The organism is Paenibacillus sp. JNUCC-31 (genome assembly GCF_014844075.1).
GTDB lineage: Bacteria > Bacillota > Bacilli > Paenibacillales > Paenibacillaceae > Paenibacillus.
Map to the genome: position 1 here is coordinate 1,483,633 of NZ_CP062165.1, position 20,209 is coordinate 1,503,841.

17 protein-coding genes are annotated in these 20,209 nt (G+C 46.2%); 3 read left to right on the forward strand and 14 right to left on the reverse strand.

Annotated elements, in window-relative coordinates; all coding sequences use genetic code 11:
- Positions 1-5 precede the first annotated feature (5 nt).
- From JNUCC31_RS06280 to JNUCC31_RS06300, 5 genes are all read right to left on the reverse strand, one after another.
- Positions 6-1,475 carry a sensor histidine kinase gene (locus JNUCC31_RS06280; protein WP_192269632.1) on the reverse strand — a complete coding sequence of 490 codons (1,470 nt, stop codon included), beginning with the start codon at positions 1,473-1,475 and terminating at the stop codon, positions 6-8.
- Between the two features lie 330 nt (positions 1,476-1,805).
- Positions 1,806-2,543, reverse strand: coding sequence for a cyclase family protein (locus JNUCC31_RS06285; protein WP_192269635.1), 738 nt, complete (start codon positions 2,541-2,543; stop codon positions 1,806-1,808).
- A gap of 82 nt (positions 2,544-2,625) precedes the next feature.
- Positions 2,626-3,255 carry a type 1 glutamine amidotransferase family protein gene (locus tag JNUCC31_RS06290; RefSeq protein WP_192269638.1) on the reverse strand — a complete coding sequence of 210 codons (630 nt, stop codon included), beginning with the start codon at positions 3,253-3,255 and terminating at the stop codon, positions 2,626-2,628.
- A 286-nt stretch (positions 3,256-3,541) separates the two neighbouring features.
- Positions 3,542-4,657 carry a kanamycin nucleotidyltransferase C-terminal domain-containing protein gene (locus tag JNUCC31_RS06295; protein ID WP_192269641.1) on the reverse strand — a complete coding sequence of 372 codons (1,116 nt, stop codon included), beginning with the start codon at positions 4,655-4,657 and terminating at the stop codon, positions 3,542-3,544.
- Positions 4,658-5,020: 363 nt separating this feature from the next.
- Positions 5,021-5,947 (reverse strand): NADP-dependent oxidoreductase, encoded by a 927-nt coding sequence (locus tag JNUCC31_RS06300; protein WP_192269644.1) that lies wholly within the window; start codon positions 5,945-5,947, stop codon positions 5,021-5,023.
- A gap of 180 nt (positions 5,948-6,127) precedes the next feature.
- Here JNUCC31_RS06300 and JNUCC31_RS06305 point away from each other — a divergent pair, with 180 nt between their 5' ends.
- Positions 6,128-7,006 (forward strand): PhzF family phenazine biosynthesis protein, encoded by an 879-nt coding sequence (locus JNUCC31_RS06305; RefSeq protein ID WP_192269647.1) that lies wholly within the window; start codon positions 6,128-6,130, stop codon positions 7,004-7,006.
- Positions 7,007-7,069: 63 nt separating this feature from the next.
- Here JNUCC31_RS06305 and JNUCC31_RS06310 read toward each other — a convergent pair whose 3' ends face one another.
- The 4 genes from JNUCC31_RS06310 to JNUCC31_RS06325 form a co-directional block, all read right to left on the reverse strand.
- Complete coding sequence (locus JNUCC31_RS06310) at positions 7,070-8,017, reverse strand: alpha/beta hydrolase (protein WP_192269650.1); 948 nt, start codon at positions 8,015-8,017, stop codon at positions 7,070-7,072.
- 332 nt (positions 8,018-8,349) lie between these two features.
- Positions 8,350-9,555 (reverse strand): cation:proton antiporter, encoded by a 1,206-nt coding sequence (locus tag JNUCC31_RS06315; RefSeq protein ID WP_192269653.1) that lies wholly within the window; start codon positions 9,553-9,555, stop codon positions 8,350-8,352.
- 3 nt (positions 9,556-9,558) lie between these two features.
- A complete protein-coding gene (locus JNUCC31_RS06320; protein ID WP_192269655.1) occupies positions 9,559-10,065 on the reverse strand; it encodes a cation:proton antiporter regulatory subunit in 507 nt (168 codons plus the stop codon).
- A complete protein-coding gene (locus tag JNUCC31_RS06325; protein WP_192269658.1) occupies positions 10,055-10,528 on the reverse strand; it encodes a GreA/GreB family elongation factor in 474 nt (157 codons plus the stop codon). The genes JNUCC31_RS06320 and JNUCC31_RS06325 overlap by 11 nt, the downstream gene beginning before the upstream one ends.
- Before the next feature lie 389 nt (positions 10,529-10,917).
- Here JNUCC31_RS06325 and gdhA point away from each other — a divergent pair, with 389 nt between their 5' ends.
- Entirely contained in the window at positions 10,918-12,294 is a 1,377-nt protein-coding gene (gdhA, locus tag JNUCC31_RS06330) for an NADP-specific glutamate dehydrogenase (protein ID WP_192269661.1), read from the forward strand.
- A 228-nt stretch (positions 12,295-12,522) separates the two neighbouring features.
- On the opposite strand, the gene JNUCC31_RS06335 is transcribed toward gdhA, so the two are convergent.
- The 5 genes from JNUCC31_RS06335 to JNUCC31_RS06355 form a co-directional block, all read right to left on the reverse strand.
- Positions 12,523-13,062 carry an NADPH-dependent FMN reductase gene (locus JNUCC31_RS06335; RefSeq protein WP_192269664.1) on the reverse strand — a complete coding sequence of 180 codons (540 nt, stop codon included), beginning with the start codon at positions 13,060-13,062 and terminating at the stop codon, positions 12,523-12,525.
- A 313-nt stretch (positions 13,063-13,375) separates the two neighbouring features.
- Positions 13,376-15,304: a beta-glucoside-specific PTS transporter subunit IIABC gene (locus JNUCC31_RS06340; RefSeq protein WP_192269666.1), complete on the reverse strand. Its 1,929-nt coding sequence runs from the start codon at positions 15,302-15,304 to the stop codon at positions 13,376-13,378.
- 90 nt (positions 15,305-15,394) lie between these two features.
- Positions 15,395-16,483 carry an ethanolamine utilization protein EutH gene (eutH, locus tag JNUCC31_RS06345; RefSeq protein ID WP_192269669.1) on the reverse strand — a complete coding sequence of 363 codons (1,089 nt, stop codon included), beginning with the start codon at positions 16,481-16,483 and terminating at the stop codon, positions 15,395-15,397.
- Entirely contained in the window at positions 16,483-17,529 is a 1,047-nt protein-coding gene (locus tag JNUCC31_RS06350; protein WP_192269673.1) for a Gfo/Idh/MocA family protein, read from the reverse strand. The genes eutH and JNUCC31_RS06350 overlap by 1 nt, the downstream gene beginning before the upstream one ends.
- 66 nt (positions 17,530-17,595) lie before the next feature.
- A complete protein-coding gene (locus JNUCC31_RS06355) occupies positions 17,596-18,870 on the reverse strand; it encodes a glycoside hydrolase family 140 protein (RefSeq protein ID WP_192269676.1) in 1,275 nt (424 codons plus the stop codon).
- Positions 18,871-19,117: 247 nt separating this feature from the next.
- Between JNUCC31_RS06355 and JNUCC31_RS06360 the strand changes: the two genes are divergently transcribed.
- Positions 19,118-20,161 (forward strand): LacI family DNA-binding transcriptional regulator, encoded by a 1,044-nt coding sequence (locus JNUCC31_RS06360; protein ID WP_192269680.1) that lies wholly within the window; start codon positions 19,118-19,120, stop codon positions 20,159-20,161.
- The last annotated feature ends 48 nt before the right edge of the window (positions 20,162-20,209 follow it).

The following is a 20,209-nucleotide window of genomic DNA, read 5'->3' on the forward strand; positions in this document are numbered from 1 at the left end:
CCCTATTAGCTCCTCCGCTCATTCAGCCGTTTCAGTTGGATATAAATGATCGTGCCTTCATTGGGTTTGCTCTCCGCCCAGATGAAGCCCCCGTGTCCATCGATGATTTGGCGGGCAATCGCCAGCCCCAATCCACTTCCACCAGTTGAGGAATTGCGGGATTGCTCTGCCCGATAAAAGCGTTCAAATATATGAGGTAGTGCCTCTTCCGGTATTCCCCGGCCATTATCCTTAAAGGCCATCGTAGTCCATTCGTCATCTGCTTGAAGGGTAATACCAAATTGTTTTTGTTCATTCTCCATATATTTGAGGGCATTATCCACGACATTGACAACAGTGCGTTTTAATTTATCCAGATCCACAGAAGCCATAACCGGACCGCATGCCCGATTATCCCAATCCAAAGCCACCCCTTTGTCCTCCAGATCGTATCTCAGCTCTTCAATGCTGTCTTCCAGGAAATCAACGAGATCCACCACTTTAAACAGGAAGGGTTCCTGATTCAAGTCGAGCTTCGAATACAGAAACAGTTCATCCACCAACTTATCCATGCTGACTGCTTTGGAGTGAATGATATTGACGTATGTCTCCATTTTTTCCGGGGTGTTGGCCACTCCATCACGAATCCCCTCAATATACCCTTTAATATTGGTGATCGGCGTGCGAAGGTCATGCGAAATGTTGGAGATGAGCTCTCTGCGGTTCGCCTCGTCTTGCTTTCGTAATTCATTGGAACGTTGCAATTGTTTACGCATGCTCTCGAACGCTTCGCTGAGCTGACCGACCTCGTCATTGGAGCTAAGCTCAAGCTTGAAGGATAGATTCCCATCCTTAATATGTTCGGCTGAGCTCCGTAGTTGGTTCAATGGTTTAATGAAGCTGTGCGTAATCCAGCGGAACAAGAGCAGGTTCGCGATGATCAGAACGCCGATAAGCAGGAGTGACATCACAGGCAGCAGCTTGCGAGTAAGTTCAGCAAAAGGACTTCTCTCGCGAATGACGAAGATGCTTCCCCGTTCTCCATCCGTATACTGAAAATCAAATTTCGCATATGCGTAGAAGCGTTCACCAATGTTGAAGGTACTTCGAATCTGATAATTATTAAGATCATAAGCAGGCAGTGCTTGCTTCAGTTCTGGCTGGTTGAAGGTCAGTGATTCGAAGATCTGACTATTCTCACGTCTGACGTAAAGCCCTGACTTCTCGGCTCGAAGTTTCATGTCATACTCACGCAGCAAAACCTTGTTCTGCAGCTCGTCCGGTTCATTTTTGGCCAGAAACTTCATCTCTTGAAAAATCGATTCCCCCTGTTCAGTCAGTGGGTTGACCTGATAATGCACCTTATAGATATCGCGAAAACTCTGCAGGTCCCCTGTTGCCGCAATCGTATACAGACTTGCCGTAAGCAGGATGAACAGCAGACTTATGACAAGCATGCCCGTGAAGGACAGCAGCATTTTTATTCGTATGGACATGGGTTCCCCTTCTTAAGCATCTGTTGGATTAGTTAGTGCACATGTTAACACAAGATCGATCCCAATGCCCATATGTAAAAAAGAGTTCCTGCCTTCCCATGATGGCTCGTTATTCTTTCTGTCGAAGAGATAGTAAAAAGCCAATATGAGTATTTCCATATCGGCTCTGCCTGTATATTAGAGAATTCCAAGATCGTAGAATGACCTGGGTTTCGTTTCTCGGCAATCTAAGGAGACAATTTACATCTCCCTTGTTATTTTTACATATGTCATTGATGTAGAGAGAACTGCGTTTGAGTCAATTAGACAGGCCTTCGGTTCACCCTAGAATTACGGTAGTATGGCAAATGATCGGACTGGGAATCCGGACGCCTTTTCCGCCTTGGGCACGATATTGAAAATCACGGCGCCTTTGGCCGGCACCTGATCCAGGTTTGTTAACAGCTCTACCTGATATGTATCCTGGGCAAGTACATAATATTCTGCCAGAAGTGCCCCATTTTTCTGATAATCCACGGCTGAATCGGTGTCGAAGGTTTCATGGCCAATCGCCTGTATTTTTCTTTCTTCAAATAAAAACATTAGCGCACTAACTGACCATCCTGGTGCATGACTGTTGCCCTCAGCATCTTTGTTATCGAATGCTTCATGACTGGGCCAGCGTTTGCTCCAATCGGTACGCAGTGCGACAAAACTGCCTGCTTCGATAACGCCATGCTCTTGCTCAAACGCAAGAATATGCTCCACTTCCAGCGTGAAATCCGGATTGCTCTCTACAGCTTCGGATTGATCAATTACAACAAGCGGCAGCACAAGCTCCTTCAACCCCAGTTCATCCAGATACCGGGTATCCCGTACAAAATGAATCGGCGCATCGAGATGCGTGCCATATTGACCAGGAAACCTGAAACTCTGGGCAAAGAAACCCTGATCGTGATTAAACAACGTATCGAATTGTGCCGCATCAAAAGCAGAGAAATGGGGAGATTCCGGTCCAAACGTATGGGTCAGATCCACCCACTTCTTTTCTTTTAATAATTGAATCGCTTGAATGAGTTCATTGGACATCCGAATCACCTCATACATAGAATGGAATAAATTCTTCCTATTATATCTTATTCCACTCCATGCGAAAATATTGAAATGCCAACTATTGAATAGAATTCATTAACTCGAAGAAATATTTCGGATCATGCGTCTTATATAGATTGAACCATGACTCTAAAGTCTCCGGTGTAAATACATCCAGCAGCTTCAACACATGCATCGCAAATTCCAACGGTGCTATACCTGATGCAGTAACCAAATTGTCATCTGTTACGGCTGGCTTCATTTCATAATATTGTTCTCCCTTGTAATGAGGACAAATCATTTTCATATATTCCAGATCGTTGCTTGTATGCCTTCTGGAGTCCAGCAGCCCCATCCTGGCAAGTCCAACGGTTGCACCACAAATGGCCGCAACAACATGACCCTTTTCTAAAGCTATCGAAGCTTTTCGCAATATGGGCTCGTGAATGGATTCCATCCAAGTATTCCCACCTGGAAGAACTAACACATCCGAACTTTCCAACATACACTCATCCACAGAAATGCGAGGTAATATTTCCAATCCTCCCATGGTCGTCACCGGACTTTTATCAACACCAACGGCAACCACCTCTATCGGCGCCAGCTCTTTTCTAAAATACCTTCCCGAGTTTAATTCAGCAATTAAATAACCGACCTCCCAGTCTGACATCGTATCAAATACGTAAAGATACACTTTTCTTGTATGCATAATGCACTCTCCTTTTGTAGTTAATTCATCGATTAATCGATACGCCTATTATAAAAAAACTTTACTGACATCTTCCGTCAGTAAAGTTTTTTTAATTTGATCATAATTAATTAACTCATATAATGGGTTCAATTCCTGTTTGCTTCAGAAACTTGCCTGCCGAAAAGTCCTTTGGACGATTAAAAGTCTTTTTGGTTTGAATACTCCAGAGTATAATCCCCTTTATTTTGAGAAGCCCCCTTTTGCAAGCGGCCTTTATAAGATTCACTATTTGATCGCTATGTCCTCAAACTCTGTTTATGTAAAATGATTCGAACTCAGCAACAGAGTCGAACTGGTTGATAGATACACCTTCTCTTTCGAGCTGATTCTCCAACTTATCTATAAGCTGCAGTACGGCTAATCGCAACGGTTCAAAATCGGTTGGGTCCAACAGTGCAACCAGATCTGGATACCCATAATTAACGTAAAACTCGCGATGCTCACCCAAGTCAATACTGCCAGGCCAGCGTCCCTTTTCCGCCGCGTACAATATTCGGGACAACCCGTTTTGCAACCCAACAGCAACGAAGAAGGCTGTTTCGTAATGGCCTTTTTCGCACGCGGTTAACAGTTTATTCATCATACCTTTTTCCTCTTCATAGTACCCTTGCAGTTGCTCTTTGTAAGAGCGAGTCTCTTCTTGGCTGTTTTGATGCTCCGATATGAGACAAAGTGTATCCGCTGTCAGATTCTCGCACGCTGATATGATTTCATCTGGAGAACGGCTGAACATAATGGTATCAAGGTATGGGTCTAGTTTAGCCGGTTTAATGGGGAGATTTCTAACTTGCTCACGATAGTGACCCCAACTCCGCTTATAGTAGATTTGGTTCAAGAAGCCAAGTGACATAAAAATGTTTCCAGAAATCTCTTGAGCCTGGGTTCGACAATAGGACAAATCCTTGGCGCTTTTGGAAAGACGCATTTTAGCTATGCTGATCAAGCATTCCTTTAATACGGATTCAGCCTTACTGATCATATCCGATGTTTTGGATTTACTCCCCATGTTGGATATTGTTTCGCGAAGTTCCATGAATCTGGCTAGATCTTCATCTGATCGGACATATAACAATTCACAGTCTGCTATAATCGTCGTATTCCATTCTTCAGATGTCGCCATTCTTTCAGCACGATCCCATCCTATCGGCCAGAAATCAAAACTTATACCGTCAATCATAAACTGGCATTCCACTTCTCTACCCCTTGCCGTCGCTGGAATGAAGAAGAAATCCAAATCCGAACGTTCAGTCGCTCGCCCTTGCAAATACGATCCGTAATATCCGACAATGGCAACATCTTGAGGATAATGAGTCTTAATATGTTTTACAATAATATCTGATACAGCAAAAACATCAACCATCAGATCACCTCTATTAATTCAAGTTAATATTGTCCTCTTGTACACCTTCGTTAAAGTAGCGGTTAGCTTAAAACTGATCCTAGCAAATTTGGGGACATTTATCTTATTCGTGACCTAATACCAAGACCCCTTTTAGAGGGTCATGTTCTGAGATTTACATTTGAAAATGAACATCATCAGAACCGAGCGCCACTTAAATGAAATCATTCTGCCTACACCCCCCCTCAAATTTATTAAATTATCGTTTCCCGTTATTCGAAAAAAGGCTACCACTAGGCACTAGGGTAGCCTTCTCTCACTTCAATTTTATGTGGTGTACGTCAGAGCAAAGATCCGACTTAAACATTCAGCGGTAATCCTCATCTATTCTACTCGAATGACCAGTTTCCCGCGTGTATGATGGGTTTCGCTTTTTTCGTGCGCTTCCCTCAGTCCTTGTTCACTCAAGGGGTATATCTCATCAATTATGGGTCTCAGCTTGCCCTCAGCAGCGAGCTCAGCCAACTGATCGAGTTGGTCCCCCTTGGGTTCCATCATGAACACGTTGGCCGTTACACCTGCTTCCTTAGCCAGCGCTTCATCCGGCTGTTCCACAAGCGATACCAGATGTCCACCGGCCTTCAATACCTTGAAGCTATCACGTTGAATGTCGCCACCCATCGTGTCCAGCACGACATCATACCCGGAGAGAATCTCCGAGAAGTCTTCTTTTTTATAATTGATAAAATGGTCCACTCCCAGCGAACGAAGCAATTCCTCATTCGATTCACTCGCCGTGGAAGCCACTTCAGCGCCAAGGTATTTGGCAATTTGGATGGCGTAGGTTCCTACACCACCTGCTCCCGCGTGAATGAGAACCTTCTGCCCTTTGGCAAGGCGACCATGGTCGACAAGTGCCTGCCAGGCCGTCATGGCGGCTAGCGGTATGGCAGCTGCTTCCTCAAAGCTCAGATTTTCCGGAATACGGGCAATGATGTCCGCATCCACGGCCACATATTCTGCGTAGGCCCCGAAATGACGAGGACGGGCAAATACGCGATCTCCTGCTCTGAACCTAGTGACATTCGAACCCGCTTCTGTCACCGTACCGGCAACATCCCCGCCCAATATAAGTGGAAAAGAATCCACTGCCTCTTTCATATGGCCTTGTCTGACTTTAAAATCCACCGGGTTCACAGAAGTAGCATGAATGCGGATTAGCACCTGATTCACTCCACATGCCGGCTTGGGCATTTCCTTTTCCTTCAATTGTTCCGCTCCACCGAACTTTTCAATCACAATTGCTTTCATTAGAGATCCCAGCCTTTCCATAAGATTATCGTTATGCTTTCCTTCTTCATTACCCTTCCCGGACGTTCAGATGACCTATATTCACGAATTCGCAGCAGTTTGGGTTCACAATCCTGATCAGGAACTGTGGTATACTGTAGAACTGCTGAATCCAAATAACTGAACAAGCGAGGTAGCAATGTGGACATTGAAGTAAGTACGTTACATGCATTTTCGGACAATCCTCTTGGTGGAAACCCCGCAGGAGTTGTTTTACAAGCAGAACACTTATCCGACTCCCAGATGCAGGAGATTGCTAAACAAGTCGGATTTTCAGAGACGGCATTTGTTATGCCATCGGATCAGGCTGATTTCAAAGTTCGTTACTTCACCCCTAGTGATGAAGTTGATCTATGTGGACATGCAACGATTGCCTTGTTTTATTTAATGAAAGCACAGCATATCGTCGGGGCTGGTCTATACACACTGGAGACATTGGCTGGAATACTTGAAGTGGTTGTCCATAACAATGGTGAAGTCTATCTGTCTCAGGCGCTACCGGAGTTTGGAGAGATCGTGGACCGACAAAACATTGCAGATTCTCTGGGTATTCCTACACATGATTTACACGCCGAATTACCTGTACAGATCGTATCTACCGGACTACCCGATATCTTGATAGCCGTTAAACATGTTGATGTTCTGGCAAAAATCGTTCCTGACTTCCAGCTTATCACTGGAATATGCAAGGCTCATCATGTCATAGGTTATCACGTGTTTGCATTAGAACCAGATGCAGAGAACACTCTGGCAGAATGTCGTAATTTTGCACCGCTTTATGATATACCGGAAGAGAGTGCGACAGGTACATCCAATGGGGCATTGCTATGTTACCTGCAAAAGTATCAGCAACTTCCAACTCCTCATGATCAGACTTATACGATTAAACAAGGATATACCATGAACCGGCCCTCAGAGATCCTAGCCAGATTAACTCTGGGCAGTTCCAATGAAGTCACACAGATTCAGGTCGGCGGTGTCGCAGTTCAGATAGAAAACATCCAAATCCAACTCCCTTAAGCAGAAGGTGTTTCAGTACTTATAATACGAATACCTGTCTCATCTGAAGATTTTTCATGACCTTTATAATTGAATCTTATGTAGAAATCGTAACACCGCTTCTTCCAATTGGTTCACACCAGGCTGTTCGATCGGGAAGTGACCTGCCCCTTCCAATATTACGCATTCCTTTTCCACTTTCAATCGCTCAAAAAAAGAATGGCTGAACCGTAATGGGGTCATCGAGTCCAGTTCGGGGTGAACCAGCAATACGGGACATTGGTCAAACTCTTCCGGGTTTACCTCCGGCTTCTTATTCAGGAATGTTCTTAATAGTTCCAGCGGGACGCGCGTCGCTGCCGCCTGTGGATCATTCATAATAAGTCGGGTTAAATCCCGATTATTGGTAATCAGTTGCATACGCGATACTTGCTTCACAGAGATTCGTATATGATCCAGTAAAGCCGGGAACTGATCCATCATGCGTTTACCCCAGCGGCTAACCAGACGGTTCGGTGCAAGCTGGTCACGCATATCAGCATCACTTGTGTCCACAAATGTTGTTACGATCAAGCCTTGTACGTGCTCACTGCGTGCACTCGTGTGATAAGCGAGCATGCCTCCGATGCTGCTTCCCAGCGCCACGATTGGCTTGCCATCTTTCCTATATTCACGATCAGCGAGTGAAACAAGCAGCTTGATCCATAGTTCATAATTGAGACGTGTCCCAGGCAACGGATAGCTCAGCCCATACGGTGGAAGATCTGGCGAGACTACCTCGTAACCTCGGAGCTGCAACATTCGGGCATAGGGAGCGAGCAACCTGCCATTGCCTCCAGCTCCGTGAATGAACAGAATTTTGATCGGCGACTCGGGCGCTGGCAGCCGATCGATGTGCAGATGAACCCCGTTCGATTCCCACCACTCCTCTTCAGGATTAGCATGGTTCCCCAGCCTGAATTCTTCGTGAAAAAAGGCTTGATACTGTTTCCAATAATGATGTGTTGTCTGATATGAGGGCAGATTCTTCATTGCAATTCATTCTCCTCTTGTTACAAATCAATTCATTCAGGTTGCATGAGCGTGTCCCTATATAATCCAAAAAAGCCGTGCACTGCACGACCTTTCATTAAGCAACATCTATAAGCATTCGTATAAGCTTACCCCTTTGTACAACAACCTTCATACATCTGTCAATGTAGGGATAGTACCTTACTTGCTGCAAATAAACGCCACACCCGGGAGAGAGTTACTACTCCAAGCAGTGTGGCGTGTATGGATCATCTGTGAATCAAGGAACTTATGTGTTTGCATCTGAGTGTTAAGCTGCCTGTTTCACGGACGTCACAACAGATGGAACAGTGTCAACCTGTCTCTTTTCCCCTCAGTCGATTCCTGAATCGAACATACTGTCCGTAAATCCATGGAGATTCTTTCGTCAGAATCGGGCCAAGTACTGCCAGAATCAACACGTATAACACGGCAAAAGATTGAATGGACGCCATCAGGCCTCCTGCCTTACCGATGTTCGCCATAATGATAGAGAATTCTCCCCGGGAAACGAGCGTGAACCCCACATTGAGAGAAGCCTTTGGTGTCATCCCGGCCAATCTGCCCGCGATCATGCCCGCACCGTAGTTGCTGGCAATGGTCAGGATAACGGCAATAACAGTCATTCCAACCGCCCCGCCTAGGGATGAAGGCTCAATGGTCAGGCCAAAGCTGAAAAAGAAGATGGCACCAAAGAAATCTTTGAACGGCATGATCTGATGCTCAATTCGGCTGGCATGTCTGGATTCCCCCAGAACCAGCCCCATCATCAGAGCTCCAATCGCCTCGGCTACATGCAGCGTTTCCGAGAAACCTGCCACCAGAAAAAGCAGTGTCATGACGGTAAGCAGGAACAACTCCGATGATTTGATGTTAAGCGCCTTATCAATATACTTGATGCATTTCCTGCCTATAATCAGAAATAACACAATAAAGAGCAGCGCAGACAGGGATACAAGCAAGACGCTGAGGAATGAGGTAGCCCCACTAAGTACAAGCCCCGTCAGAATCGAGATATGAATGGCGATGAACAGATCATCAAACATGATCATCCCCATAATAATCTCCGTCTCCGGGTTCGCCGTGCGCTTCAAATCCACAAGTACTTTAGCCACGATCGCTGTGGAAGAACTCGTCATAATACCACAGACAACTAATGTCTCTTTGAGGGGCAGCTCCATGAACCATCCCAGCAGCAGACCGGAAGCAAAATTTAGTCCAACATAGAACATACCTCCGGTCAGGATGGCTTTGCCTGACTTCATCAGGCGGGAGACGGAAAATTCAAGTCCCAGATAAAAGAGCAAAAACAGAATGCCCAGCCTGCCCATAAATTCAATAAATTCCGAGCTTTCGATAAAACGCAAATCTACAATGCCAATCTGTGGTGCATGCGGTCCAACTGCCATACCAATCAGAATATAGAAAGGAATGACCGAAAATCGTAATCGTGCAGATATCAGCCCCGTAAGTGTAATCAGCGCAACGGCAATTCCCACTTCGAATATGAGCATATCCATAGGCTAGAGCCGTCCATTGGATAACAACCGTTTTAACAGTTTGATCTGATCCCGTTCACCGGCGACAACAATCGTAGCCCCCGCGGTAAAGGTATAGTCTGGACCCGGATTAAACTGCTTCGTCTTGTTCTTCTCCACCACAGCCAGAATAACTGCTCCTGTTGCCTGGCGGATGTTCAGTTCTCCGATCGTTCTTCCTATACTCTCTGAATGTGGCTCAATGCGGAGCCATTCAATTAACAGTCCCTCCAGCATCACTTCACGCTCATCCTGAAACGTTGGTTTGTACGTCATGCCGCCGACAATAGCCGCTACCGCACGTGCCTCATCATCATCCAGTGTGACCAGTGACACCATGTCTCCCAGTTCTTCAGGCGAATCGCCTGATTCCATGTGAAACAGGTCACGTCGCTCATCATTATGGATGACGATGACCAGATGCTCACCGCTGCGTGTATGCAGCCAATACTTACGTCCAATTCCCGGCAAATCCGTCTCTTTAAAGTGCATGATCTGCACCCCCAGTCGGCATCCGGTTCAAGGATTCATTGTTCAACACAATATCCGTAATGCGAACCCGCATGGAGCCAGCCGGTATGTTAATCGACCTCACTTCCCCCTTGTGTCCAAGCAGTAATTGCCGACCTACAGGGGAAAGGAAGGAAATACATCCCGCATCAGGATCCGCGTCGTCCGGCATAACAATCGTGAACGAATCGGATGTGTGGAAGTCAACGTATTCAAAACGAATCAAACTGCCAATGAGTACCACCGAGTCCAGATTTTCGTCTGTTCCGAGGAGCAGTTCCTCCACACATGTCGTATAAGCCGCAAGCAGCCGCTCCATCTGGGAACGTTCCGGATCACGCACGTCAAAATAGGCGTCGAGAAATGTTCTTTTCTCTTCACCCAATATAATCAGCTGGTTTACCAGCTTCTCTCTGCAGTTTTGGCGAGTAGACCTATGGTTCATAATAGATCTCACCTCCTATACAAGCCCTGTTCTCCATGTTGATTCGCATGTTTTTCTTCATCATGTTGTACTCCTCCTTCATATAGATAAAAAAACCACGGATACCGAGGTCTTACTACCATCTTACCAAAACAATTTTTTTAATCCAGTCTATTCCGTTAACTTCGTGTTATATAACGATAAAAGGGCAGTCCATCCAGCTTCCAAACTTAACCTTTACATCATATGACAGATCCATAGAAGATTTTAATAACGTCATAAAAAACATTTTATGGATTTTCATCTCGTATTTTTATTTGGTTTCCTGTATATTTAACTACAAACTTTTATGCAATTTATACAAATAGCCATCCCAGGACTTTAACACAATAAAGGAGTGCATCGAAAAAGTGTCGACTATAACTAAGGATTCAACTCAAGTAACTGCCGCAGAGTATGTTCATTCCGTTTACGAATCGGTTATCGCCAGAAATCCACAGGAAAGTGAATTCCATCAGGCTGTCAAAGAGATCCTGGACTCGCTTATTCCTGTCATTGCAGCTCACCCGAAATATCGGGAGAATGGCTTGCTTGAACAGCTTGTTGAGCCAGAACGTGTCATTACGTTTCGTGTGCCTTGGGTAGATGATCAAGGTAAGGTACAAGTGAACCGCGGATTCCGTGTTCAGTTCAATAGCGCAATTGGGCCTTACAAAGGCGGACTTCGCTTCCATCCTTCCGTTTACTCGGGAATTGTTAAGTTCCTTGGGTTTGAACAAATTTTCAAAAATGCCCTGACTGGCCTGCCCATCGGGGGTGGTAAAGGCGGTTCCGACTTCGATCCAAAAGGAAAGTCAGATCTGGAAGTCATGCGTTTCACCCAGAGCTTCATGACGGAGCTGTACAAATATATCGGTTCCGATGCGGACGTACCTGCCGGCGACATCGGTGTAGGTGCACGGGAGATCGGTTATATGTTCGGACAGTACAAACGCATCAGCGGTGGACATGAAGCCGGCGTACTTACAGGTAAAGGACTCCTATACGGTGGAAGTCTTGCACGTAAGGAAGCTACCGGATTCGGATGTGTGTACTTTGTGAAGGAGATGCTGGCATCCAAAGGACTGAGCTTCAAGGACAGTACGGTAGTTGTCTCCGGTTCAGGTAATGTATCCATCTATGCTATCCAGAAGGCTCAAGAGCTTGGAGCTACTGTTGTAGCATGTAGTGACTCTGGAGGTTACATCTATGATGCTCAAGGAATCAATCTGGATACAGTGAAAAGATTAAAAGAGGTTGATCGTCTGCGGATCAGCGAATATGTTAAAGAGCATCCGCATGCCGTTTATACTGAAGGCTGTGAAGGCATCTGGTCTATTCCTTGTGATATCGCACTGCCTTGTGCAACGCAAAATGAAATCGACGAACAGGCTGCTGCATTGCTCGTGCAAGGCGGAGTTAAAGCGATTGGTGAAGGAGCAAATATGCCTTCCACGCTGGCTGCGATTGACGTTTTCCATAAAGAAGGCGTGCTGTTTGGGCCAGCGAAAGCGGCTAACGCTGGCGGAGTAGCCGTGTCCGCCCTTGAAATGTCACAGAACAGCATGCGGTTGTCCTGGTCATTTGAAGAAGTGGACGCCAAGCTGCATGACATTATGTCGAACATCTACACTAGCTGTGTTCAGGCAGCGGATGAGTACGGCTGTGCAGGTAACCTGCTTGCCGGAGCAAACATCGCTGGTTTCCTGAAGGTGGCAGATGCCATGCTCGCGCAAGGTATCGTCTAACTTCAAGAAATTGGGTCGTTGACTCGAAGAGTGTGTAACATCAGAATTAATCTTACCTTTATTGATGAAGGGCAGTCCCCCATGAGGAGAGCTGTCCTTTTTTCATTTTTCTTTTAACTGAAGCGAACCGTATAAAAGTTCAACAGAACATGTAGATACAATGTAGTCTTTATTCTTACTAAAACAAATAAGCCGCCTAAATGGCGGCTATCTAACAGACAATATGGCTTATGAACGAATGGTTTTCAACGCTCCGCTCCAGGATAACACTTGATCCAACATGCCGTTCAGATTGGTCAAATGCAGATCAGCCGGTTTGAACGTTCCGTTATCAAAATCCGTAAACAACGACAATGCCGGATGAACACGTACGTCCGCAACCGACAATTCTCCGAGAATGCCGCGCAGATGTTCTGCAGCACGTGCACCGCCTACCGAGCCATAGCTGACAATCCCTGCAGCTTTATCGTTCCATGCCTCCCGGGCATAGTCCAATGCATTCTTCAGCGATGCCGAGATGCTGTGATTATATTCCTGCACGATAAACACGAACCCGTCCAAGCTCGCCAGCTTCGTGTTCCAGGCAGCAGCCTGTTCTGTTGCATCGGCTTCGCCCAATAACGGCAGCTTGTAATCAGCAATATCCACGATTTCGTAGTTGGCATCTCCACGTGCATCTGCAATCTGTTTCACCCATTCTCCGACCTGCGGACTCAACCGCCCTTCACGTGTACTCCCAAGAATAATTCCAATGTTCAATTTCGACATGATTGTTTCCTCCTCTTGTGTATTGTTATTTGTTTTTCCGAATAACTTATCCATAAATCCCATATTTACACCATCCTGCATCCGTTTAGTTGGTTAGCTCTGTATTAAATATAAGTGACTTAATTTATTTAGTCAAGTAACTTACATAAAGTTTGCAAATTATTTTTTATCTCTATCTATCATATCAGTGCCGGTTCCTATTTATGCTGCCAGCCCTTGCAACTACATAAAAAAAGGTCCATTCCCGATGAATCTGGGAATGGACCTTCCTGTTATTTTTCGTCGTTGCCTTGCTGAACTGTCTGGCACCCCTTTATTTTACAGTGATCAGAGCTTCACCTTGGTTCACTTGCCCCTGCTGCTTCGCCTGAATATCCATATATACGGCTGTATTCGATACAATAACAGAGGTCGTAGTATCCAAACCTGCAGCTGTGATGCCTTCAAGATCAAACTCCACGAGCTTGTCTCCCTTGCGAACCGTATCCCCATCGGAGACAAAAGAAGTAAAATGTTTGCCCTTGAGACTCACCGTATTAATACCCACATGAATCAAAATCTCAATGCCATCTTCAGACAACAGACCAATGGCATGTTTCGTCTTGAAAATGGTCACAATCACACCATCGAACGGTGCATAAGCCACGCCTTGTGTCGGTACAATCGCAGCTCCCTGCCCCATGGCTCCGCTGGAGAATGCCTCATCGCCCACCTCTTTCAACGGAATCAGTTTACCCGTAAGCGGACTAAACACGGTTTTCTCCACAAGCGATTCCGCGGCAGAGTCAGCTGAAGCAGTGGAAGAAACATTAACGAATTCGCTGGAAGCAGACGATTGCTCTGCCTTCTCGGCATGCTCCTGGTTTGATGGAGCAGATTGGGCTGCATTTTTATAACCAAACATGTAGGTTAGGATAAAGCCCAATATAAAAGCAATAAGAACAGACAGGATGAACCCAATGAATCCGGTATCCATTCCTGACGGATTAATGAAGATCGGAATACCGAATACACCACCAGCCGCAAAACCATACGCAGTCGAACCCATGAAACCAGCCAAAGCCCCGGCGATACCGCTTGCGATTGAAGCCATAATAAATGCCTTTTTGGCCGGCAATGTGACGCCATAGATTGCTGGCTCCGTTACCCCCAACAACCCAGCAATAGTTGCTGAGGTCGCAATCGGTTTCAGTCGCTTATCGCGTGTTTTAATCGCAATGGCAAGCGACGCCCCAGTCTGAGCAAACGTGGTACAGAACAGCATGCCGTTAATTGGATCGAAGCCGTTTGTGGTGAGGTTGTTGATCAGGATCGGAATAAATGCCCAGTGCAGTCCAAAGATAATGACCGTTTGCCAGATCCCTGCCAGAATCAATCCTGCGATAATCGGGCTAAGCTTATAAACCCACATTGCACCGTCAGCCAGATAATCACTTACAAGTGTTGACACAGGACCAACTGCCAGGAAAACAATCGGTGTAATGACAGCAAGTGTAACAAGCGGTACAAAGAACATTTTAATGGAGGGAGGCGTAATCTTCCCTAGCCACTTCTCGAAGTTCGAGGCCAGGTAGGAAGCGACAATAATAGGAATAACGGATTGTGTATAATTCATCAGAACAACCGGAATGCCGAGAAATGACATGGCCGTGCCATCCGTAAATGCTGCTATCATGGTTGGATAGACGAGCGCTGCACCAAGGGTTGCCGAAATAAATGGATTACCTCCGAATTTCTTGGCTGCTGAGAATCCAAGCAGAATCGGGAAGAAATAAAACAGGGCATCTGCTATTGCATACAATATCTTGTACGTACTCATCTCTTCGGTAAGCCAGTTCAGCGTAATGAACAGGGCAAGTAGTCCTTTTAGGATACCTACAGCTGACAGTACCCCCACGACTGGCAGGAACACGCCGGAGATTACATCAACAAAGCGGTTGAACAAACCCTTTTTCTCACCTTGAGCTGTATCTCCCGAAGGTGATGCAGCCGGATCCCTTCCCATCGTTTTCAACAGGGACTCATAAACTTTAGGTACTTCATTCCCTATGACGACTTGAAACTGCCCTCCACCCTCCACAACGGTAAGTACACCATCAATCTGTTTGATCTCTTCCTTATTTGGTGCCTGCATGTCTTTCAAGGTAAATCGGAGACGGGTCACACAATGAATAACGTTATTGATATTATCATTGCCACCGACGGCGCTGAGAATTTCCTTTGCTGTTTTGTCGTGATTCATGTCATATACTCCTTTATGTGGATGCCATAGTATCTTCTTAGGAAGTCATTACTAAGAAGAAATAAATATCGTAAAACATTGTTAGTTGATTTAATTACCTATTCCAGCCTTTACCGGTGTAGCCCATGCCGCCACGATCGCTGCACAGATGCCACCCGCCAGTTTCCCCACAATCATGGCGGTTACCATGGATTTGTCCATGCCCGCTACGAAACCCAGATGTCCTCCAAATACAAAAGAACCACTGACCGCAAAAGCAATGCTGACGACCTTCCCTCTTGGGTTCATGTCTTTAACCAGCTGAAATGTCGGGATATTATGAGCCAGTGAAGCTACAAGCCCGGCTGTGGTAGGCGCATCCAGCTTCAGCCATCGGCCTGCGCGTTCAAGCGGTGTTTTGCAGGTTTTGTTGATCACAGCCACCATGGGGAAAGCCCCGGCCAGTACAATGGCAATTGTCCCTACCGTTGTAATGCCTTCCGAAAGCGGAGCCATGTTCGGGATCACCGCGAAGCCCGTGAGGGTTTTTACGGCGATGGCCACCAATCCAACCAGGGACAGCAAGGTGATACCGCTTCCAAATATGTTAAACAACCTGACCGTTTGATTCATAAAAAAGCGCAAGCCAATCATAATGATGATGGACAATATCACGGGGATAATCAGGTTTCGGTAGATGATCGTAAAACCAATGCCTGCTACCATTCCTCCAATCAGACAGCCAATCGGAATTGTACTGATGCCGATGAGGACGCCCTTGGCAAAGTACGGATGATCCTCCCGATCCAGAATGCCCAGCGCAACGGGGATCGTGAACACAAGTGTTGGCCCAAACATTGTCCCGAGGAATACCCATGAAAAGAGACCTGCCTGTTCGCTCTGTGCCATCTGTCCCGCCAAAGCGTATCCTCCCATATCGACCGCAAGGATGGTATTGGCGAACGATGCCGGATCGGCACCGATCGCTTCATACAGCGGAGAGATGAGCGGAATGAGCATACTCGCCAGAACAGGCGCAAGTGAGACAATTCCCACCATGACCAGGGCGAGTGAGCCCATCGCCATGATGCCTTCCGTGAACGCCACTCCGAGTCCCATCCGGTTCCCGAATGCCTTGTCCACAGCACCAAGCACCAGGAAAAACGCAATGAGGATCATGACGAGTTCATTAATGGACATTATTGCTCCTCTACATACCGTTGAACGTTGTGGTTCGCCGCACTGTCATACGTATCAAATACCAAGCGAAGCGTTTTGACATTATCCGAACCGCTGGTCTGGAACTCCGCCCCTGTATTCAAACATTCAATAAAGTGGGATTGAAGTTTACGGTGACTATCCTCGTAGTTCAGCTCCGTTCGTTCAGCATACACCTTCTCCTTGCCAGCGTTATCGATGATGGACAACCTTCCGTCTTTATAGAGCTTGATCGTGGCTTTATCCCCTTCGATGATGAGCTGCTCCTTATGATCCGGAAGTACTTGCTCCGGCAAAGATCCACTCAGCTCACGACGCGTCGCCCAGCTCATATCCATCAGCCCGACATACTCCCCGTATCCCAGCATAACCATGCCACTGTCTTCGCCGAGCGTATATTCGCTTACCTTCCTTGTCTCTGCATACAGACGCTCAGGCTCTCCGAACAGGAAACGCCAGGTATCAAACCAATGCACACCCATCTCATAGAACAACAAATGAGGCATGTCCCTGAAAAAAGGCTGTGGCAGTTCCTGTTCCGGAGCAAATCTTGGGGAATAAAAATCCGTATGGATATAACGAATCGTATTCAGTTGACCCACCGTATTTTCCTCGAGCAGTTTCTTGATCAATTGAAACGGTTCAAGCCAGCGCCAATTCTCCGTCACCATCAGACGTACGCCTGCTTCTTCCGCAATTCGTACCATCTCCTCGGCCTCCTCAATGGAACGCGCAAACGGCTTCTGGCACATGATATGCTTGCCTGCAGCAGCAGCCAGTTTCACCAGTTCCAGATGTGTGTCAGGCGGCGTGATTATATCCAGCACATCCAGATCTGCTTCTTCAAGCATGGTTGCCACATCCGAGTACCGGAATGCTGCCGGAATGTTGAACCTGTCCGATTTCTCATTCAGCGCTGCAGCGTCGCGATCACAAATTCCTGTTATTTCGGCATCCGCAATGAATTGCCAAGCCTTAATGTGTTTTTCTGACCAGTACCCCGTACCTACGATACCGATTTTCCACATACCTTCACCCCATCTATAATGTAAAATCTCTCTATGCCATATCTCAGCCTGATGCTGGGGCCTCCCTTACTTCCGTGTACCAATGATTACCGTATCATGTTCAAACATATGCATTGGAATGACCCCGCACTCGTTCTCGCGGAATGGATTTGTCTGAGCAAATCGGCGGTGGACCAGATCAATGGTCGTAAACTCGTAATCCTCCACCGGAAAATCCAGTCGTACCTTCGTGTTGACCGGAACGTATAGAACAATGGTATCCTCATTGCCTGCCGCACGAATTTCCTTCGTCTTGTTCAATACGATATCCAGCGGCTTCACACCGACCAGTTGATACTGGTCAAAGAGGTATTTCATAAATGAATAATCCCACGCGCCCTCGAAGCGAAGAGCCGATCTCCAGTCATAGGGGCTATCGAAACCTTCCCCTTCCACAATGCCAAAAGACATGCCTTTTTTGTGCCAGCTCCAGATGCCGTGTGCTCCGTACGTGACCCCGGCACCGCCTCCGGCAAGCAGACTCTGCCACGCCGCCTTACGAGCATCGAATGCAGAGTATCGCCCATACACGTTGCGGCTGTAACTAATCTGTTCATAACAAGGTTCACCGTTGATCACCGGACGCTCAGGCGTCTGATTATAAAAATGCTCTGCAAGCTCATGAGCCATGGCCTGGAATTCAGAGTTATGACCGGATTGATACATATAAAAATCCAGTCCTTCATGGTTTGCAAACGTCTCCGGAATGTCTCGCAATCTCCCTTGAATGTGCAGCGTGGTCAGACTGGACGGACTGATCCGCTTGACGGTTTCCAGTGCAGTCTGATAATAGGTATTCGCCACGTCGGACGGGAAATCCGTATCACCACTGACCAGATAAATTGGGTTATATTTAGAGAAGCGATTGACGACATAAGTCACGTAAGGTTCAACAGCCCCCAACGGCATTTTGCTATTCTTCTGAAACCTCGTAGCCCATGTATCCGGCACATAATTACACCACAGGAGCACAAGCGCGGATGTAAATCCACGTTCTGTGGCCATGCGAACCATCTTTTCAGCACGGTCAAAGTAAAATTCGTTATAGACCGAATAATCAGTTGTCCCATCTTCCTGCTGAGCAAAGGGTTCCAGCTCCAGATCAGATCCACTGGCATCCCACTGACGCAGGATGTTGATCTGTAATACGTTAAATCCCTGCATTTTGCGATAATCCAAATACTCTTCCCATTCTTCAAGCGTGGCGTTAGTAAACGCACTCCACACAGTATCCGCCAAATAAAACAAAGGTTTCCCTTGTTTTTCTAACGTTCGGCGATTGGCAGCAACTTGAACAGCCATCTTTTCACCCCATCCTTCTTCACTAAACTAAATAGATTATTTTAGTTAATTTAATATGATTTAAGTCATCCTCAATACAATGAATGCGTTTTCCAATTGAATATTAACACTTGATTCATAAACAGTCAATCATAATTTTAGCTTAAATACATATTTTTTTTAGTTAAGTTTAGTTTAGTAAACAACTGAAATTTTAGCTTGAATCGTGGTATACTGAGCGTATGCAGTCCATTTAGGAGGTTGTCTCTTGAAGATCGATGATATTGCGCGGCTGGCTGGCGTGTCCAAAGCAGCTGTCTCTCTTGCGTTTAACAATAAACCTGGCGTCAGCGAACAGACACGGGAACATATACTGAACATTGCACAGATCCACGGATATAAACCAAGAACGGCTAAAACTGGAAAAGAAATCTATAAACCCAATGCGATTATTCGTTTTGTTGCCTGTAAAAATACGGATATCGTAACGGAACATTATGATACACTCCCCTTTTTCAATGAGTTGATTCACCATATCACGGAGCAGGTCAAGCAACATGGAAATACACTTATCATTTCATCTATTGATCTTCAGCGAATACAGCACGAACTTGAAGTTTTGGAAAAGGAACAGCCTTCGGCGGGTATTTTGTTATTGGGTACCAATCTGACCCCACCGATGATTCAACACATTCAATCCATTCATGCCAACGTTGTCATTTTGGACACATGCTTCGAATATGTGGACGCCAATTTTGTTTCCATTAACAATACGCTGGGCGGATATCAGGCAGGCAAACATATCGTTAACCTGGGTCATCGCCACATTGGCTATGTAAAATCCAACACTCGCATTCCGAATTTCATCAAACGGGAGGAAGGATTCCGAGCTGCGCTGGCAGAGCATGATCTGATCGTGAATGAGTCGTTGACGTTTGATCTGCATCCCATGCGAGTTATGCCACAGGAAGATTTCCAGCAGGCTATCCAACAGCTTCAGGAAGTGCCTACGGCCATTTTCTGTGAGAATGATTATATGGCAATCAGTGCAATCAAATCGTTGCAAAATATTGGTATTCGCGTGCCTGAGGATATTTCCGTGATGGGATTTGATAATATTTTCGAAGCCAAAGTCATCAGTCCCGAGCTAACCACTGTGCACGTAAAAAAGGACATCCTGGCCAAAACTGCCGTAAAGCTGATTATTGATCATCTGGATAATCGGGAGAATAGCGGTGCCCATATTTATGTCAATACCGAAGTTGTGGAACGCAGATCCTGTATTCCTCTCGTCAGCTCACCCGGAGAATAATTGCCCTTTACCGGGGAGAACGAAAATAAACCGACTTCTTCTGATGGA

Excerpts from the sequence above, each read along its gene's own strand:
- JNUCC31_RS06280 (WP_192269632.1), bottom strand. The coding sequence starts at position 1,475 with ATGTCCATACGAATAAAAATGCTGCTGTCCTTCACGGGCATGCTTGTC.
- JNUCC31_RS06285 (WP_192269635.1), bottom strand. The coding sequence starts at position 2,543 with ATGTCCAATGAACTCATTCAAGCGATTCAATTATTAAAAGAAAAGAAG.
- JNUCC31_RS06290 (WP_192269638.1), bottom strand. The coding sequence starts at position 3,255 with ATGCATACAAGAAAAGTGTATCTTTACGTATTTGATACGATGTCAGAC.
- JNUCC31_RS06295 (WP_192269641.1), bottom strand. The coding sequence starts at position 4,657 with ATGGTTGATGTTTTTGCTGTATCAGATATTATTGTAAAACATATTAAG.
- JNUCC31_RS06300 (WP_192269644.1), bottom strand. The coding sequence starts at position 5,947 with ATGAAAGCAATTGTGATTGAAAAGTTCGGTGGAGCGGAACAATTGAAG.
- JNUCC31_RS06310 (WP_192269650.1), bottom strand. The coding sequence starts at position 8,017 with ATGAAGAATCTGCCCTCATATCAGACAACACATCATTATTGGAAACAG.
- JNUCC31_RS06315 (WP_192269653.1), bottom strand. The coding sequence starts at position 9,555 with ATGGATATGCTCATATTCGAAGTGGGAATTGCCGTTGCGCTGATTACA.
- JNUCC31_RS06320 (WP_192269655.1), bottom strand. The coding sequence starts at position 10,065 with ATGCACTTTAAAGAGACGGATTTGCCGGGAATTGGACGTAAGTATTGG.
- JNUCC31_RS06325 (WP_192269658.1), bottom strand. The coding sequence starts at position 10,528 with ATGAACCATAGGTCTACTCGCCAAAACTGCAGAGAGAAGCTGGTAAAC.
- JNUCC31_RS06335 (WP_192269664.1), bottom strand. The coding sequence starts at position 13,062 with ATGTCGAAATTGAACATTGGAATTATTCTTGGGAGTACACGTGAAGGG.
- JNUCC31_RS06340 (WP_192269666.1), bottom strand. The coding sequence starts at position 15,304 with ATGAATCACGACAAAACAGCAAAGGAAATTCTCAGCGCCGTCGGTGGC.
- eutH (WP_192269669.1), bottom strand. The coding sequence starts at position 16,483 with ATGTCCATTAATGAACTCGTCATGATCCTCATTGCGTTTTTCCTGGTG.
- JNUCC31_RS06350 (WP_192269673.1), bottom strand. The coding sequence starts at position 17,529 with ATGTGGAAAATCGGTATCGTAGGTACGGGGTACTGGTCAGAAAAACAC.
- JNUCC31_RS06355 (WP_192269676.1), bottom strand. The coding sequence starts at position 18,870 with ATGGCTGTTCAAGTTGCTGCCAATCGCCGAACGTTAGAAAAACAAGGG.